General features: G+C 71.3%; 14 protein-coding genes. 9 read left to right on the top strand and 5 right to left on the bottom strand.

Annotation, left to right across the window (positions count from 1 at the left end):
• Window positions 1-177 precede the first annotated feature (177 nt).
• Together ACFYPM_RS05160 and ACFYPM_RS05155 are read left to right on the top strand one after the other, a co-directional pair.
• Window positions 178-1191, top strand: coding sequence for an ATP-binding cassette domain-containing protein (locus ACFYPM_RS05160; protein ID WP_387191382.1), 1014 nt, complete (start codon window positions 178-180; stop codon window positions 1189-1191).
• A complete protein-coding gene (locus tag ACFYPM_RS05155; protein ID WP_387191380.1) occupies window positions 1188-2045 on the top strand; it encodes an ABC transporter permease in 858 nt (285 codons plus the stop codon). The genes ACFYPM_RS05160 and ACFYPM_RS05155 overlap by 4 nt, the downstream gene beginning before the upstream one ends.
• 348 nt (window positions 2046-2393) lie before the next feature.
• On the opposite strand, the gene ACFYPM_RS05150 is transcribed toward ACFYPM_RS05155, so the two are convergent.
• The gene (locus tag ACFYPM_RS05150) at window positions 2394-5702 is read right to left on the bottom strand and encodes an ATP-binding protein (protein ID WP_387191378.1); all 3309 of its coding nucleotides are present in this window, start codon (window positions 5700-5702) and stop codon (window positions 2394-2396) included.
• Window positions 5703-5804: 102 nt separating this feature from the next.
• Between ACFYPM_RS05150 and ACFYPM_RS05145 the strand changes: the two genes are divergently transcribed.
• From ACFYPM_RS05145 to ACFYPM_RS05125, 5 genes are all read left to right on the top strand, one after another.
• Window positions 5805-6344 (top strand): PadR family transcriptional regulator, encoded by a 540-nt coding sequence (locus ACFYPM_RS05145; RefSeq protein ID WP_387191376.1) that lies wholly within the window; start codon window positions 5805-5807, stop codon window positions 6342-6344.
• Window positions 6341-6931 (top strand): ABC transporter ATP-binding protein, encoded by a 591-nt coding sequence (locus ACFYPM_RS05140; protein ID WP_387191374.1) that lies wholly within the window; start codon window positions 6341-6343, stop codon window positions 6929-6931. The genes ACFYPM_RS05145 and ACFYPM_RS05140 overlap by 4 nt, the downstream gene beginning before the upstream one ends.
• 177 nt (window positions 6932-7108) lie before the next feature.
• Entirely contained in the window at window positions 7109-7558 is a 450-nt protein-coding gene (locus ACFYPM_RS05135; protein ID WP_387191372.1) for a helix-turn-helix domain-containing protein, read from the top strand.
• Window positions 7551-7919, top strand: a complete 369-nt coding sequence (locus tag ACFYPM_RS05130; protein WP_387191370.1) for a DUF4180 domain-containing protein — start codon at window positions 7551-7553, stop codon at window positions 7917-7919. The genes ACFYPM_RS05135 and ACFYPM_RS05130 overlap by 8 nt, the downstream gene beginning before the upstream one ends.
• A 338-nt stretch (window positions 7920-8257) precedes the next feature.
• Complete coding sequence (locus tag ACFYPM_RS05125; protein WP_387191368.1) at window positions 8258-9094, top strand: hypothetical protein; 837 nt, start codon at window positions 8258-8260, stop codon at window positions 9092-9094.
• Window positions 9095-9182: 88 nt separating this feature from the next.
• Here the strand turns inward: ACFYPM_RS05125 and ACFYPM_RS05120 are convergent, their stop codons facing one another.
• Window positions 9183-10073: a hypothetical protein gene (locus tag ACFYPM_RS05120; RefSeq protein ID WP_387191366.1), complete on the bottom strand. Its 891-nt coding sequence runs from the start codon at window positions 10071-10073 to the stop codon at window positions 9183-9185.
• Window positions 10074-10457: 384 nt separating this feature from the next.
• Between ACFYPM_RS05120 and ACFYPM_RS05115 the strand changes: the two genes are divergently transcribed.
• Window positions 10458-12941, top strand: coding sequence for a hypothetical protein (locus ACFYPM_RS05115; RefSeq protein WP_387191364.1), 2484 nt, complete (start codon window positions 10458-10460; stop codon window positions 12939-12941).
• Between the two features lie 2 nt (window positions 12942-12943).
• On the opposite strand, the gene ACFYPM_RS05110 is transcribed toward ACFYPM_RS05115, so the two are convergent.
• Complete coding sequence (locus tag ACFYPM_RS05110; RefSeq protein ID WP_387191362.1) at window positions 12944-13441, bottom strand: peptidase inhibitor family I36 protein; 498 nt, start codon at window positions 13439-13441, stop codon at window positions 12944-12946.
• A 176-nt stretch (window positions 13442-13617) separates the two neighbouring features.
• On the opposite strand from ACFYPM_RS05110, the gene ACFYPM_RS05105 reads away from it, so the two are divergent.
• On the top strand, window positions 13618-14499 hold the full coding sequence (locus tag ACFYPM_RS05105) for a cellulose binding domain-containing protein (RefSeq protein ID WP_387191360.1): 882 nt from the start codon (window positions 13618-13620) through the stop codon (window positions 14497-14499).
• Here the strand turns inward: ACFYPM_RS05105 and ACFYPM_RS05100 are convergent.
• The gene (locus tag ACFYPM_RS05100; protein WP_387191486.1) at window positions 14453-15037 is read right to left on the bottom strand and encodes a DUF6082 family protein; all 585 of its coding nucleotides are present in this window, start codon (window positions 15035-15037) and stop codon (window positions 14453-14455) included. The two genes, ACFYPM_RS05105 and ACFYPM_RS05100, sit on opposite strands and share 47 nt — an antisense overlap.
• Window positions 15037-16140: an FAD-binding oxidoreductase gene (locus ACFYPM_RS05095; RefSeq protein WP_387191358.1), complete on the bottom strand. Its 1104-nt coding sequence runs from the start codon at window positions 16138-16140 to the stop codon at window positions 15037-15039. Before ACFYPM_RS05095 ends, ACFYPM_RS05100 begins: the two co-directional genes overlap by 1 nt.
• Between the last annotated feature and the right edge of the window lie 39 nt (window positions 16141-16179).

Genomic DNA, 16179 nt, shown 5'->3' with positions numbered 1-16179 from the left:
CAGCTCCACTCCACGACAGGAGGTCCTCCCCAATCAAGATCCATCAGGTCGTGTCGTCACACGACCTCAACCAACGTGCTTGGTCAGTACAGCTAGATCAGATCTAGCGGGCGGCCGACCTCCGTCTCGCGCCTTACGGGTGGCAGGCCAACCCGTACACCTCGAAAGGTACGAATCATGAGTAGACGCACCACCGGCCTGGCCATCGAGGCCGAGGGACTGACCCGCTCGTTCGGGGAAACCAAGGCCCTGGCCGGCATGGACCTTCAGGTGCCCGCCGGCACCGTCTACGGCCTGCTCGGTCCGAACGGGGCGGGCAAGACCACAGCAGTCCGGGTGCTCGCGACGTTGCTGCGCCCGGACGGGGGCTCGGCCCGGGTGTTCGGGCACGACGTGGTCACCGATGCCGACAAGGTCCGTTCCCGGGTCAGCCTCACCGGCCAGTACGCCTCCGTCGACGAGGACCTGACCGGTACGGAGAATCTGGTGCTCCTCGCCCGCCTGCTCGGCCTGCGCAAGCCGGCCGCCCGGGAGCGCGCGGCGGCACTGCTCGCCGCGTTCGGTCTGACCGAGGCGAGTGACCGCCAGGTGAAGAAGTACTCGGGTGGGATGCGGCGGCGCATCGACATCGCCGCCAGCATCCTCAACACCCCCGACCTGCTGTTCCTCGACGAGCCGACGACGGGCCTCGACCCGCGCAGCCGCAACCAGGTGTGGGAGATCGTCCGGGCGGTGGTGTCGCACGGCACGACCGTGCTGCTGACCACCCAGTACCTCGACGAGGCCGACCAGCTCGCCGGGCGGATCGCGGTCGTCGACCACGGCCGGGTGATCGCCGAGGGCACACCGGGTGAGCTGAAGTCGTCGGTCGGCTCCGGCACCGTCCACCTGCGACTGCGTGATCCCGCTCAACGCCCGCAGGCGGAGCAGGTGCTCCGGGAGGCACTCAACGTGCCGGTGCAGCTCGCCACCGACCCGGTGGCGTTGACCGCCCGGGTCGGCGAGGCCGGCACCGACCTCGATGCCAGCGCCCAGGCCTCGCGCGCGCTCGGCGAGCTGGCCCGTGCCGGCATCGCCGTGGACAACTTCTCCCTCGGCCAGCCGAGCCTCGACGAGGTCTTCCTGGCCCTGACCGATCACCCCGCCGTGCCGGCCGACAAGCCCGACAACGAGCTGGAGGCAGCCCGATGAGCAACACCACGACCACCACGACCGAACGGGCGCCGTCCGTCTACGTCCCGTCCGCCGAGGCGCTGGCGACGGTGCTCGCGCCCGGTGCCCGACCGCCTCGACCGAGCGCGCTCGGCGCGTCGCTCACCTTCGGCTGGCGAGCCATGCTGAAGATCAAGCACGTGCCGGAGCAACTCTTCGACGTGACCGCGTTCCCGATCATCATGGTGCTGATGTTCACGTACCTGTTCGGCGGCGCCCTCGCCGGCAGCCCTCGCGAGTACCTGCAGTTCTTCCTGCCCGGCATCATGGTGACGAGCGTCGTGATGATCACCATGTACACCGGGGTCGGCCTCAACACCGACATCGAGAAGGGCATCTTCGACAGGTTCCGGACGCTGCCCGTCTGGCGTCCCGCCGCCCTGGTCGGCATGATCTTCGGCGACGTGCTGCGCTACATCCTCGCCGCCCTGGTGATCCTGGGCCTGGGGCTGGTGCTCGGCTTCCGGCCCGCCGGCGGGGTGGTCGGCGCGACCGTCGGGATCGGGCTGCTGGTGGTCTTCTCGTTCGCGTTCTCCTGGGTGTGGACGTTCTTCGGGCTGATCCTGCGCAGCGAGAAGTCGGTGATGGGGGTCAGCATGATGGTGCTGTTCCCGCTGACGTTCCTGAGCAACGTCTTCGTCGATCCGAGCACCATGCCCGGCTGGCTCCAGGCGTTCGTGAAGGTCAACCCGGTGACACAGCTGGTGGCCGCGATCCGCGGGGCGATGAGCGGCGATTCCGACCCGACGGCCACGATGTGGCTGCTGGCCTGGAGCGCCGGCTTCCTGGTCGTCTTCGGCACCCTGACCATGTACAAGTACAACCGCCGCTAACGCCGTCCCCACCCCCACTCCCTCGCCCCTCGCCCCTCGCCCCCGCGCCCCTCGCCCCGCGCCCCTCGCCCCCGCGCCCCTCGCCCCGCGCCCCGCGCCCCGCGCCCCTCGCCCCTCGCCCATCGCCCCTCGCCCCCGCGATCTTGCACTTACTGTCCCGACAGAGGTGACGAATCAACCTGAATCGGCGACAGGAAGTGCAAGATCGCCGAGGGAGAGGCGAGGGCGAGGCGAGGCGAGGCGAGGGCGAGGCGAGGCGAGGGAGAGGCGAGGGCGAGGCGAGGCGAGGCGAGGGCGAGGCGAGGGAGAGGAGAGGGCGAGGGGTGGGGGGTGGGGGGTGGGGGCGGGTCAGAGTTGCCAGGGCAGGGGCTTCAGGGGCAGGTAGCGGCATGCGTTGCCGGTGGAGACGGATTCGCGCAGGTGACTGGCGAGCGCCGGGTGGCGGTCGTCGAGCTTGCGCAGCGTGTCCCGGATCCGCGCGGTCACCGTCTTGCGAGCCCGCTCGGCCTCGTCGCCCAGCCGGCGGCTCCGGCCGGCCAGCCCCGCTGCCACCCGCAGCTCGTCGAGCAACGCACCCCGTTCCCTGTCCAGCGCGGCCACCTTGCGGTCGTCGTCGCGTGCGGCGGCCCGGTCGATCTCCTCGTCGAGACGTGCCAGGTGTTGCCGGTAACGGGCCTTCGCCTCGTCGTCGAGGACGGGATCGGCGCCCATTCGGCGGGCGGCGATCAGCTCCGGGCCGGCGGCCGGGTCGAGCAGCTCCACCGCCGGCACGTCGGTGCCCGGCCGGCTCAGCAGCAGGTGCAGGTCGCGCAGGCCCTTGGCGTCGGGCAGGTGCACCACCGACCCGGCGTACCCGAGTTGCCAGACCGGACCGTCACGCCGAAACTCGTACCCCTCGTCGGCTGGCTTGTCCACTGCGGCCTGACCGGACGGGGAAGCCTGGCCTGGCCCGGTGAGGTGGCCCGGCCCGGTGGCCGTGGTCGGGCCCTCAGCCGGTGCGACGGCCTGGCGTGCGGTGGCGGCAGGCCCGGCTGCGTCGGTGGAGGTCGCGCCGAGCCGGTGCAGCACCTGCGTCATGCCGAGAGCGGTTGCCTCCCGGGCGGTGGTGGTCCGCAGTGCGGCACGTTTCGCGGCGTCGGCCGGGTGTCCCCGCGCGGCGAGGGCGTTCGCGAGGCCGGCGCGGGCGATGAGCGACCAGGGGCGGGAGCCCAACCGGTCGGCGGAGTCACACGCGGCGGTGAAGCCGGCGATGGCGTCGTCCCAGCGCTGTTGGGCGGCGTCGACGAGCGCCAGCCAGTGGTCGACGGGGCCGCTGATGTCGCAGCCGAAGAGCCCCACCGTCCACTCGCCGCGGTGCGGGGCGAGCGCGGCCCGCGCGGCCTCGCAGCGTCGCGGGTCGCCGGACGCCGCGGCGGCCTGCGCACGCAACCGCAGCCAGAGCGGCGACACGGGGCGCGGGTACCGGATGGAGGCGGCCTCGATGCCGGCGGTCAGCCGGACCGTCGTCTCGTCGTCGCCACGCTCCGCCGCGGTGATCGCCCGCAGCAACTCGCGGTAGGGGTAGTCGAGCGGGGCCAAGCCGTCCAGCAGGGTGTCGGCCTCGGCGTGCCGGCCCTGCAGCAGCAGCCGGGACCACCGCAGGTGATGGCCCATGAAGCCGAACTCGGCATGGCTCAGGTCGGTGATGTCGGCGAAGCTCTTGTCGGCCTCGGCGAAGTCTCCTCGGAAAGCGGCGATGATCGCGCTGTCGACGGTTGCCGCCATCTGGTGCCGAGCCAGGTCGCCCCGCCGGTCGGCGCTGACGAAGGTGGTGAACTCGTCGTCGAAGCCGGGGTCGCCCAACTCCAGCAACGCCACCCAGCGCAGCGAGGTGGCCCACAGCTCGGTCTCGCGGTCTCCCGTCCGGCGGGCAACGTCGCGGATCTCGGCGGTCAGCGCGGCACGGGTCGCCGCGGTGCCCAGCCCCCAGGTGGAGTCGTGGCGGGCCCAGAGGCTGAAGGTGAGCGCTTCGTCGTCGCGCCCTCGACGGGCGATCGACTCGGTGGCGGTGATCAGGTCGGCGATCAGCGCGCCGACCGGCGCGTCCGGATCCGGTTCGCCGATCAGCCGCCGGTACGCCTCGCGGACCAACTCCGCCGCCTCGACGGAGTCGGCGGTGTCCACCTGGCGGGCGCGGTTGACGATGAGCGCGACCCGGGCCAGCAGGGCCGGGTCGTCGAGGGAACGGGCCAGTGTCCCGCCCTCGGTGAGCAGCCGCTCGGCCTCTTCCCGGCCGGCGTGGTGATATTGCGCCTCACCGAACTCGACAAGGATCCGCACCCGTTGGCTGTGGTCCTCGACGACCTCCAGCGCCCGGCGGTAGTGCACCGCGGCCTCGTCGGTGGCGAGCCGGGCGAACGCGTCCCGGCCGGCGGCGACCAGCAGCGTGGCCGCCCGGGCGCGGTCGAGGGCCGGGCCGGCGAGGTAGGCGTGCCGGGCGAGGTCGGCCGGGATCAGCAGGTCGGTGAGCTCCCGCAGGTCGTCGACCGCCCGGACCACCGTGCCGTGGCGAGCCTGCCGATCGTCGTCGGTCAGACCGTCGTAGAGCGTCTCGCGGACCAGGTCGTGGGCGAAGGCGAACCGGCCGCCGCCCCGGGAGACCGCCAACCGGGCCGTCAGCGCGCGGTCGAGCAGCCTGTCGACCTGCGCCACGGGGGCGGTCACGCACGCCGCGAGGACCTGGCGGTGAAACTCGCGGCCCAGCACGGCGGCGACGGTGAGCGCCTCGACCACGGCCGGGGGCAGTTGGGCCAGCCGACGCCGCACCGCCTCCCGCACGCCGGGCGCGATCGTGTCCGCCGCCTCGTCGGCATGCCACAGTCGAGCCGTCTGCTCGATGAAGAACGGGTTGCCGCCGGTACGCCGGTGCACCTCGTCGACGAGGCCGGCGGCCGGTTTCCGCCCGGCGGTCCGGGTCATCAACGCGGCCACCTCGTCCCGGGAGAGGCCGGTGAGGGTGATGGTGGTGGCCTTCGCGACGAGCGGCATCAGCAGCGGGCGGAGTGGGTGCTCACCCGACTCGACCTCGGCGTCGCGGTAGGTGCCAATCAGCAGCAGGCGCTCGAACCAGGTGTGCTGGGCGGCGAAGCTCAGCAGCCGCAGGGAGGCCGGGTCGGCCCAGTGCAGGTCGTCGAGGATGACCACGACCGGCCGGTGCTGGGAGACCGCGACAAGCGCGGCGGTCACCCCGTCGTACAGGGCGAACGCCTCCTGGTCACCGACGTCCGGGCCGCTGTCGACACCGGGCCAGCCGGCCAGGCGATCGGCCTGCTCCTTGCTGGTGCCGGACTCGCCGAGCAGGGCCGTGAGGGCCGGTTCGGCGGCCTGCCGCGCCACCGCCCAGTCGTCGGCGGAGCGCCGCAGACCGCGCAGCACCTGCACCCACGGCCAGTAGCCGGGGGCGCTGTCGGAATCCCAGCAGGCGGCGCCGAGCACCAGCGCGCCACGCTGGCGGGCCTCCCGGGCCGCCGACGTGACAAGTGTCGTCTTGCCGATGCCGGGCTCGCCGGTGACCAGGGCGAGGCCGCCGTGGCTGGTGGCGGCCCGGTCCAGCTCGGCGCGCAGCAGGCCCGCGGGGTGATCCCGCCCGATGATGGCGTCGCCGCGCTGCGCGTCCATGGTTCCCAGACGGTACTGGAACCCTCCGACAGCGGGCGTCGAGATTTGACAGTGCCATAGCTAGCGGTTATCTATTAGCGGTCCATTCGAGGGGTGTGCCGGGTGCAGGACGTGGTGCTGGCCATGCTGGCCAAGGAGCCGGCGCACGGGTACGAGCTGCGCAGCCGGATGCGGAACGCGCTCGGCCCGCTCGGGGAGTCGATGAACGCGGGGCAGGTCTACGTGACGCTGGCCCGGTTGGCGAAGGCCGGCCTGGTGACCTCCGAGCAGGCCGAGGGCCTGCCGGACCGGCCCGACCGACGGGTCTACGCGTTGACCCCGGCCGGACAGCAGCGTGTGGCCGGCTGGCTGACCGAGGTGAGCTGGCCCAAGCCGGACCTCGCGGAGTTCCACCTGAAGCTGGTCGCCGCCGCGGCTGCCCGGTTGGCCGATCCGGTGGCGTTGGTGGCCGCGCAACGGCGTGAGGTGCTGCGCCGGCTGCGTGACGCGCAACGGGCGGCGTTGGAGCGGTCGGTGGATCCAATTGCCGGGTTGCTGCTGGAGGGCGTCGTGTTGCGGCTGCGGGCTGATCTGGAGTGGCTGGAGGCGTGTGCGCGCATGTGGTCCGAACGTGATCGAGCTGGACGGGAGGCGGGGGCATGACCGGGTCGATGGCCGTGCGGACACGTGGGCTGAGCAGGTGGTACGGCTGGGACAACGCGTTGGTACGCGCGGTCGACGAGGTCGACCTGGACGTGCCCGCCGGCCAGACGTTGGCGATCATGGGTCCGAGCGGGTGCGGTAAGGACGAACTCACCGCGGTGGAGAACGTCGAGATGGCCGCCCTGCTGGCCGGGTGGTCGCCGGGTCGCGCTCGGCGGCGCGCCCTGCACCTGCTCGACCAGGTCGGGCTGGCCGACCGCGCCACGCACCTCCCCTCGGCACTCTCCGGCGGCCAACGCCAACGCGTCGCCATCGCCCGCGCTCTGAGCAACGAACCGCAGGTCGTCTTGGCCGACGAGCCGACCGGCAATCTGGACACCGCCGCCATCCTGGAGGTGCTGCGACTGTTCGAGGAGTTGCGCACCACCGGGCAGACCCTCGTGGTGGTCACGCACGACGCCCGCATCGCGGCGGTCGCCGACCGGGTGATCTCCATGCGGGACGGAGCCTTCGCCGACGACAGCCATATCCACCCGCTTCCTGGACCCTCATCACGGCACTCGGAGTCCTGCTCGCGGTGGCCCTGATCACCACCATCCCCGCGCTGGCCGCCGCACGCCGTCCGGTCGCGGACACCCTCCGGTCCGCGGCGACCTGACAACGGCTGACCGCCCGTGTGGCGCGGAGCGCCTTTGGAGCTGACGTCACCCGTCGAACGACCCCATCGCACCCCAAACTTCCATGTTAGGGTATTGTAGGGAACGATGACGGAAGAAATGTACTCAGTTGAGCAGGTCGCCGACCGGCTCGGGTTGCACGTGCGGACGGTGCGCGGCTATATCCGCTCCGGCCGGCTGCGGGCCGTGCGAATTGGTAAGCAGTACCGGATCGCCGCCCCGGACCTCGACGCCCTCACCGGGCAGACCCGCGCCCCCACGGCCACCGGGCTGGCGGAGGTGTCGAGCATCGTGCAGGTCGACGGTGTCGACCGGGCCGCCGCCGATCGGCTCGGCACCCTCGTGCTCACCAGCGCCAACACCGCCCACGACCAGGCCAACCCGCTGCGGGTGCAGACGATGCACGACGAGCAACGCCACCGCATGAAGATCATTATCTTGGGCGCCCCGGCCGCCACCGCCGAACTGCTGCACCTGCTCGACGCCGTCCTCAGCGCCGACAACGGCCTACTCGACCGGGAGGTCCGCAATGCCTGACGAGATCCAGGAACGCGCCGGAGTGCAGGTGATGGTGTGCGACCCGGCCGGCCCGACCGTCGCCACCGAGCAGGACGCGCTGGACCTGATCGGCGCGGCCTTCATCGGCGCCCAGGTGGTCGCCGTGCCGGCCAACCGACTCGACGAACGCTTTTTCTCGTTGGGCACCCGCTTCGCCGGCGACGTGATGCAGAAGTTCGTCAACTACCGGCTGCGGTTGGCCATCGTCGGCGACATCTCGGCGCAACTCGCGGAAAGCACCGCGCTGCGCGCCCTGGTGCACGAGTCGAACCAGGGCGGGCACATCTGGTTCGTCCCCGACCTCAACGCGCTCGACGCCCGCCTGCGCGCGGCGCGATAGTCACCTTACGCGCGGCGCGATCCACCTCACCCGCCGCCAGACCTCGCCGGCCGCCGAAAGGCCCTCGGGCCACGCGTCCCGCGGGAGCCCGGCACGCTACCTGTCCATGTTGACCCGGACCGCAGCCCGCTCCCCGAGTAACACAGTCGCCTGCATGGCCGCCTCCCTCAGATCGCACGCTCGCGGAACTCCGTGGTTCGGACGCTATGGACAGGCGCTCCCACCTGCCGCCCGCCGACGGCATGTCGCGGTATCGATTGCCCTGGGCGGGCCGCCAACCGCGACACCGCTTCTCGGCAGGGTCGAAGGACGTCACATGGTTGATCTACGGTGCTCGCGTGCTTCCCCGCAACGAGAAGATTCTCGATCAGGTCCGTGCCGAGGCGCTGCGCCGCGACATCCCCGTCGCCGAGGTGGAGCGCTGGCTGGGGCTCGCCCGCCCGTCCGCGCTCCTGACCCAGCAGGGTGATGGGCCGGTCGTGGGCGTCGTCCGTGGGCCCGTGCTGCTTCCCGCCGACGCCAAGGACCCCACGTTTCCCCTGATCGCCACCATCGACTGCGCTGCCCTTCCGGCAGACGTGACCGACCTTCCGCTACCGGCCGACGGCCAGCTGCTGCTGTTCGGTTGGCCCGAGGAGGACGGCTACGGCCAGGTGATGTACGTGCCGGCGGGCGTGGCCGTCGAGGAGCGAGAGCGGCATCCACCGGGCTTCTCCCCGGAAGACGAGGAGTGTGCCGAGGTCTACGCGGAGATCCCGGAGGGCGAATTGCACCTCACGGTCGACATCTCCCTGCCCTACGTCAAGACGATCCCCGGGCCGCCGTGGTCTCCGCCGTTACCGGGCGATCCTCCGTTCGAGGAGCTGACCAAGGTGTGGCAGGACGTCCTGGGCGACGTGCCGGACGGCGCCTTCTCCTATGGAGGCCATACGACGCCGCTGCTGCTGGGCGGCTACGGCACCGACTGCAACGGCTTCAACCCCGCCTGGTTGGGCGCCAACCCCTCGGGCAACTCCGGCACGGACGGGCCAACCGACGCTGGTGACTGGGTTCTGCTGGCCGAGTTTCACGGCGGCAGACAGGGCGGCGCGAGCATCCACTGGGTAATACCGCGTGCCGACCTGAAGCAACGACGCTTCGACGGGGCCAGCGTCCTCGTCTACTGGAATCCGTGAGGCTGGGCGGCCATGTCCTGACGACCGTGCTGCCTGAGAGTCATCGTGGTGACCCGCAGGCAGCACGCCTGTCGAGACGGCCTGCCGGCTACGCCGTGGCGCAGATGGCGTACGCCGTGTCGGACCAGTTGCCGGCGAAGGCATCCTCCTCGTAGGCGCCCGAGTCGACTGTCGTCGGCGCGGTGGCCACGCCGCCGTTGGGCCGGAAGTCGTCCACGATGCCCTCACCTGTGACGCCGTTCAGCTCGTAACCGGCGCCGGTCATCACCTTGCCGACCGGGCAGCCCGCGACGACGCTGCGGAAGTCGAGTGAGTTGTTGGTGCCAACTGTCGACGCGCGCACCAGGCCGGGCAGCGGGTTGGCGCAGATCGCGTACGCGGTCACCGACCAGTTCAGCGCGGTGGCGTCCGCCTCGTACGCGCCGGCGGTGACGGACGTCGGCGCGGTGGCGACGCCGCCGTTGGGGCGGAAGTCGTCGACGACACCCTCACCGGTGACCCCGTTCAGCTCGTACCCGGTACCGGTCAGCACCTTGGTGCCCGGGCAGGTGGCCGTGGTGGAGTGGAAGTCGGCCGAGTCGCTGACGCTGACCGTCGCGACCCGCACCAGGCCGGGCAGCGGGTTGGCGCAGATCGCGTACGCCGTGACCGACCAGTTGCCGGCGAACGCCTCCGTCTCGTAGGCACCCACCGTGACGGACGTCGGCGCGGTGGCGACGCCGCCGTTGGGGCGCAGGTCGTCGACGACACCCTCACCGGTGACGCCGTTCAACTCGTAACCGGTACCGGTCAGCACCTTGGTGCCCGGGCAGGTGGCCGTGGCGGAGTGGAAGTCGGCCGAGCTGCTGACGCTCGTCGCGGCGATCCGGACCAGGCCGGGGACCGCGGCGGCCGCCGGGCTCGCCGGAACGAGCACCGCCCCGGCCGCGGCGAGACCGAGCACGAGTACGAACGCTCGGGCTTGTGTGGTGGTACGCATGGTGGTTCTCCCGTCTGAGGCCGGACGGCGGCGTGACGATGCCGCTCCCGAGCCGTTCGTGATGACGGATTCACGGTAGGTAACGCTCCGACCAGGCGTTATCTCCAAACCGACTACGTCGCGTAACGGACCGTCGGCCTGACGCCCTCCCGCGCACGCCGACATCCGCCAACATGGATGTCACCGATCGCTATGTGACTAAAGCGTAAGGTGACGATTTATTACTTTTAGGTGGGTGCGGGGGGAAGCTGCGAATAAATACCGCGTTCGCCCGAAAGTTGCGGTAGCTTGACTTCCGCGTTTACCGCGCATCCCTCACTCGGACGTGCCACCCCTGCCGTCCGCGTCCACTTTCACCACTTCGTGGAAGGTCCAACGGCGGACATGGGCGACGGTCCCGTTGACGAGTTCGAACGGTACATACAGGATGCGACGGTTTCCGTCGCCTTGCGGGAGTGGGCGGCCGGGCGTGATGCCACCGTCCGCCCTCCGTGCCATGCCACCCGACGTCGTGGGCGCAGCGGCGCGGAGCTGATCCCGTTCATCGTCCAGCGACGGGACGGCCGCGACGCCGAGCAGTTGTACGTCAAGGTGCTGCCGGCCGGGCAGGCGACCGAGGAAACCGCCCGGCACGCGGCGGCCGTCGCGGTCGACGCCGGCTTCGCCGAGCGCCACCTGGTCCGCCAGCCGTACCCGCGATACCCGGTCGGCGACGGCCGCTACCTGATGTTCCAGGACATCGCGCACGGCGCGGAGCTGGTCGTCCCGCTCGCCAGGGTCGGCGACGACCAGCTCAGGGACGCCTACCGCACGCTGCTCGACGGGGTGTGGAACTCCTGGCACCGCGCGGGGCGGCGGAGCGACCGGACCAGCGTCGGCGAGTTCGTCCGCCGGGAGCTGGCCGACGCCGGCGCCACCTCCGAGGTGCACACGGCAGCGGACGCGCTCGGCCTGCGTGACCTGGACGCCGACTGGCTGCTCGACCCGGCCACCAACACGCTGGTCCCCAACCCCCTCCGGTTCGGCGACGGCAGTTCGCTCTTCCACGGCGATCCGCTCGACCAGCTCTGCGGGGTGTCCCACGGGGATCTGCACGGGGGCAACGCTCTCTTCCCGTCCTCCGGCGCGTGGTCGGTGCACGTCAAGAGGTTCTGTCTGGTGGACACCGACCGGTTCGCCGTCGACGCCCCGCTCACCCGGGACCTGGTCAGCCTCCTGTTGGACGCTGTCCTCGCCGAGTTGACGGCCGGCACCCGCAGCGTGCAGGCCGACGCCCTGCGTACCCTGCTGATCGACCCGCGTGAACGCCCGTCGGACCGGCTGCCCCCGCTGCCCGCCAAGGTGATCAAGGCCAGCTACGGGGTCGGGTTGGCGGTCGCCAAGGACGGCAACTGGGGTGTGAACTGGCGGGCGCAGTACCTGCTCTCCCTGCTGAGTCAGGCGCTGATCTGCTGCACCTACGACGACGCCGGCCGCGCCGGCCGGGCCTGGTACTTCCGGTTGGCCGCGCACGCGGCGCTCGCCTACCAGCGGGAGTTCCGCCCCGATGTCGTCCCGCCTGCCTCGGCCGGCCTGCCCACCGTGCCGGTTGTCGGCGCGGACCCGCAGCCCGCGTTTCCGGGCAACGACCGGCCGGCCCGGTTCGACGCGGTGGGCGCGCAGCCGAGCCAGCAGAACCGGGCAGCCCCGCTGGACCGGGCACACCTCGACCAGGCGCGGCGTCCGTCCGCCCCGGACGCGCCGACGTGGCGGTGGGGAGCGGTGGCGATTCCGCAGCGCCAGGTGCCCGGTGGCTGGCACGGCAACGCGCCCGTCGGCGGCCGGCCGGTCGCGGCGACGGAGACGGCGGCCAGCGCCAACGCGCCGGGGCGGCCTCCTTTCCGGGACGGAAACCGACGCGCGAACCGGTCGGTCCCCCGACACATCGTCGCCACCCGGACGAACGCCATTCCGCGGCCCCGCCGCCCCTCGACCACGACCCCCCCGGCGCCGCCGACGGCCGCCGGCCGGATCAGCCGGCTGCCACCCAAGCTGCTGGCTGTCCTGGTGATCCTGCTCGGCGGCGGGGTGACGCTGACGTCGCTGGTGGCGGTCGGCGCGGCCACGACCAGGGGGCGCGGGGAGGCCCCGGTCGCACCGACGAGCGAGGCATCCCCGGGCACCGTGCCGTCGCCGAACGACACCTCTGGGTACGCAGGCAGGGCACAGCGCCTCGCCGACCTCGCGCTGGCCGTCGCCGGGATCGTCCCGAGCACCGCCGACGGGGCGTACACCCTGTCCTGCCTGCGGGTCTGGGCGCCGGCGGACCTGGCGCCCGGGGTTGATCGGGACAGCTACCGGGACGAGCACCTGTGGTGGAGTCCCGCGCTGTCCGGTCGCCGGGTCGTCACGACGACCACCAAGGGTCGGCGCTCCGGTGCGCCCGCCTCGTTCCGGTACGGCCAGGGCGACCTGTCCGAGGTGCCGCCGGTGCCCTCCGTGGACCCGTCGGAGCTGCGTCGTCAACTCGCCGCGCAACTGAGCGAGCTACCGCCGGAGCTGCGTACCGCCGCCGGGATGGTGAACGTGGTCAGTCGGCTCTTCCGCTACCACCTGCTGAGCCCGGGTCAGATCTCGGCACTGCTGTTCGAGTTGGCGGCGACGCCGGGCATCCAGGACCGGGGCGCGTACCCGGACTGGGCCGACCGACCCGGGTTGGCCTTCAGCGCCGACGGCGAGGGCCGTCGAGAGACTGTGCAGTTCGACCCGCACACCGGAGACCTGCTCAGTCACGCGACGACCACGGTGACCGACAACCAGACCCTCGACTATGTGCTGTTTCTGCACAAGGAACGGACCGACCGGACCAGCGGGCCCGGCTGCGCCTGACGTCACCCGCAGCGACGCTGCACGTAGTTCGGCCAGTTGCGATAGGGGGACGCGTCGCCGCGGACCCGGTTTCCCGCACCGACGTCGAAGAGCCTGGTGTCGTAGTAGTAGAACGAGACCGAACCGCTCGTGAGGTTGTAGTGCGCCGACTCGACGCGGAACTGCCAGTACCAGGTGGCGAGGCTCTGCCGCCCACAGTCGGACAGCCGGCCCCGGGGATAACCGTAGTTGGGCCACTCGTAGAAGCAGTACCAGCCCGAGGGGCAGTCGGCCACGGCGAGCGTCCCGATCGGCCGCCGCAGGGTTACGACGAAATCCCCACCGTCGTAACTGATCTCGTTGTCGTTGATCGCCTTACCGCCCGGGTGGGCAGCCAGATAATCAGCCGTTTCCTGACTGCCGGCCAGAGCGGCGCCGGCCGGACCAGGCGTCGGAAAAACGATCAAAAGACAGCAGAGTACGGCCGCGAGCGCCGCGACAACGGGACGGGGAATGACCATTCGACACCTCGCGATGGATGGGCCGCCCGATCAGCGTATTGAGGAAACTTGATTGATCGCCAGCTCGAACAGGTGCAGAATGCTGACAATGCGCCATTGGGGCATCAGCACCCTGCGTCCCCGCCAACAAGTGAGACGTGACATTGATCTAGATGCATTGCCGTTACCATTCGGCTATGCCTGCCCGCCGCGTCACCGCCGCCGTCGCCCTCGCCGCGCTGGCGAGCCTGCTCGCCGTCGACACCGCCCGCGCCGACGGCCCGGCGATCAGCACCCCCGGCAGCCCCACGGTGGTGGTCAACCAACCACACCAGCTCACCCTCAGTTGGGCGCCATCCACCTGGATCGGTGATCCGGCCGCCGAGCAGCCGATCAACTACGAGGTGCAGGTGCCGCTGGGTCCCAACACGTACCGCTGGCTCGGCACGTCGATCGACAGCACGATCACGCTGACCGAGCTCGCGCCCGGCACGACGTACCGGATCGCGGTTGCCGCCCGCGCGCTCGGCGGCTTCTCCGACCCCTCACCCGTCACCATCGTGCGCACCGCCACCGGCCGCGCGACGGTCAGCTACCTCAACCTCGACTGGTCCCCGACCAACAACCAGATCCAGCACGCCCTGAAGGTCACCAACACCGGCACCGGGCCACTCGACCTGAGCACGGTGCGGGTGCGCTACCACCTGCGCTTCGAGGGCGCCAACACCTCGCTGGTGCCCAACTGCGACTGGGCCGCCCTGGGCTGCGACCGGATCCGGCAGACCGTGCAGTTCTTCATCCCACCGGCAGGGCCGTCCCCGCTGGCCACGCCCGCGCCACCGGGCTACCCGATCCCCGGTGCGCCGATCTTCGGCTGGGTCGAGTTGACCTTCACCGACGGCACGCTGGAGCCGGGCCAGTCGACCGGCCCGATCCAACTACGGCATCACCGGCACAGTTGGAGTGACATCGACGAGCGCGACGACCCGAGTTGGCTCGCCGCCACCGGCCAGTGGACCGAGAACGACAGGATCACGCTGGACGTCGACCGCCTACGCGAGTTCGGCGACGTCTCCTGACCGCGGGCCGGACGACCGGCGCGAGCCGAGCCCGGCCGGCGAGGACGGCGGCAGCTCCCAGCACAACTCCCACCGCGAGCACTGCGGCGCGACCCTGTCCGGCCTCTCGCCCAGACACCGACTCGGAGCAAGTGATCGGCACAGCCCTAGTGGGCGCGTTCACCAACGGTCCCGCCGCGACTGCCGAAAGATACCGGCGATCGACGATCGCTGTGAAACGCCGCGCGCGCCGGGACGTCTCAGCCTTCCTTCGCGGCCCCCGCGCCTCCGCCCAAAACCGCCGTCCCACAGGGCCCTTGAAGAACTGATCGGCGAGTACCTCCAGGTGCGGCGCGCTGAGGACGTCCACCTCCCACATCGACTGCCAGTGGGTCACGATCAGGTTCGCGTAGACGTGCTTGCGGAACCATTCGACGTCGGCGGCATCCTCGATCGGTTCCCAGCATTCGAGCAGGGCTGGATCATCGATCGCCATCTTGAGCAGGTCGGTGTGCAGGGCGCGTACTGCCACAATGTGCCGACGGGAGCAGCGAGCCATCATCGGGTGAACCGTTCGGGCAGGTGCATGCGAGCGGTGGGGATGCCGAGGGTCAGCAGCCGTGACCGGGCACCGGCCACCATCGCGGGTGGGCCGCACAGGTAGATGTCCTGGCCTGGCTGGTGGTGATCGAGGGCGATGGTCAGGGCATCGCCCTGTTCGGCCGGGTCGGCGCAGGGGTCGGCGGAGAACGCCGGCACGATCGTCAGCCAGTCGTGGGCGCATTGCAGCTTGTCGAGGGTGATCGCGTCGTACAGGTCGGTGAAACTGCGCGCGCCGACGACGAGCGTCACCCGCCTGCCGTCCGGTGCGGCGGCGACCTGCTCGACCAGGGCGCGCAGCGGCGCCAGCCCGGTGCCACCGGCGACGAGCAACAAATCGTTCGTGCTCGACGGATCGAGGCGCAGCCCGGCGTCGCCAGGTGGGCCGAGCCAGAGCTGCTCGCCGGGGCGTACCTCGTGGACCAGGCGGTGGGAGACGACGCCGGCGGGTACGGCGCGGACGTGCAGCTCGACGGTGCCGTCGGCGCGCGGGGCGTTGGCCGGCGAGAGCCAGCGCCAACGCCCTGGCAGACGTGGCGTGCACACCGGGACCGCCTGACCTGGCTGGAATGGCAGTCGCCGCCACGGACGTACCGTCAGGATGGCGATATCGGGCGACGGCCGCTCGTGGCCGATCACCTGGACGTGCCACCAGGCCCGGCCGTCGCCGACCCGCGCGGCGGCCTGGCGGACGGCGTGCGTGGCGCGGCACAGGGCGCGCTCCGCGACGAGGGTGAGCCGGGGTGTCCACAGTGGGCGCGGGTGGCGGGCCACGGTGGCGAGCAGCGCATCGCCGATGGTGGTGGAGTGCGGGAGTAGGTCAAAATGACGGTACGCGCGGCCGAGCACGCTGAGCAGCGCGGACCGGCCCGCCGGGTCGTCGCCGACCATGAGTTGGCCCAGCGCGGTGAAGAACAGTGGCGCGTCGCGGTGCCGGAGCAGGCCGGGCCGGCGGTCTTCGAGGGTGCACCAGAAGTCGCCGGCGGCCCGCGCGTCGACCGACGCCCAGGCGACGGCCAGGCTCACGTGCGACGGATGGTCGTCGTCGATCAGGGTGGGCATGCTGACTCCGAGACGTTGACGGATCGAGCGGCACCGGGG

It is taken from the genome of Micromonospora sp. NPDC005203 (genome assembly GCF_042872705.1).
GTDB lineage: Bacteria > Actinomycetota > Actinomycetes > Mycobacteriales > Micromonosporaceae > Micromonospora.
The sequence above is the reverse complement of the archived record's forward strand: the minus strand, read 5'-3'. Positions and strand labels throughout refer to the sequence as shown.

What these genes read in the sequence shown, in the direction of transcription:
- ACFYPM_RS05160 (WP_387191382.1), top strand. Translation starts at nt 178, where the DNA reads ATGAGTAGACGCACCACCGGCCTGGCCATCGAGGCCGAGGGACTGACC.
- ACFYPM_RS05155 (WP_387191380.1), top strand. Translation starts at nt 1,188, where the DNA reads ATGAGCAACACCACGACCACCACGACCGAACGGGCGCCGTCCGTCTAC.
- ACFYPM_RS05150 (WP_387191378.1), bottom strand. Translation starts at nt 5,702, where the DNA reads ATGGACGCGCAGCGCGGCGACGCCATCATCGGGCGGGATCACCCCGCG.
- ACFYPM_RS05140 (WP_387191374.1), top strand. Translation starts at nt 6,341, where the DNA reads ATGACCGGGTCGATGGCCGTGCGGACACGTGGGCTGAGCAGGTGGTAC.
- ACFYPM_RS05135 (WP_387191372.1), top strand. Translation starts at nt 7,109, where the DNA reads ATGACGGAAGAAATGTACTCAGTTGAGCAGGTCGCCGACCGGCTCGGG.
- ACFYPM_RS05130 (WP_387191370.1), top strand. Translation starts at nt 7,551, where the DNA reads ATGCCTGACGAGATCCAGGAACGCGCCGGAGTGCAGGTGATGGTGTGC.
- ACFYPM_RS05120 (WP_387191366.1), bottom strand. Translation starts at nt 10,073, where the DNA reads ATGCGTACCACCACACAAGCCCGAGCGTTCGTACTCGTGCTCGGTCTC.
- ACFYPM_RS05115 (WP_387191364.1), top strand. Translation starts at nt 10,458, where the DNA reads ATGGGCGACGGTCCCGTTGACGAGTTCGAACGGTACATACAGGATGCG.
- ACFYPM_RS05110 (WP_387191362.1), bottom strand. Translation starts at nt 13,441, where the DNA reads ATGGTCATTCCCCGTCCCGTTGTCGCGGCGCTCGCGGCCGTACTCTGC.
- ACFYPM_RS05105 (WP_387191360.1), top strand. Translation starts at nt 13,618, where the DNA reads ATGCCTGCCCGCCGCGTCACCGCCGCCGTCGCCCTCGCCGCGCTGGCG.
- ACFYPM_RS05100 (WP_387191486.1), bottom strand. Translation starts at nt 15,037, where the DNA reads ATGGCTCGCTGCTCCCGTCGGCACATTGTGGCAGTACGCGCCCTGCAC.
- ACFYPM_RS05095 (WP_387191358.1), bottom strand. Translation starts at nt 16,140, where the DNA reads ATGCCCACCCTGATCGACGACGACCATCCGTCGCACGTGAGCCTGGCC.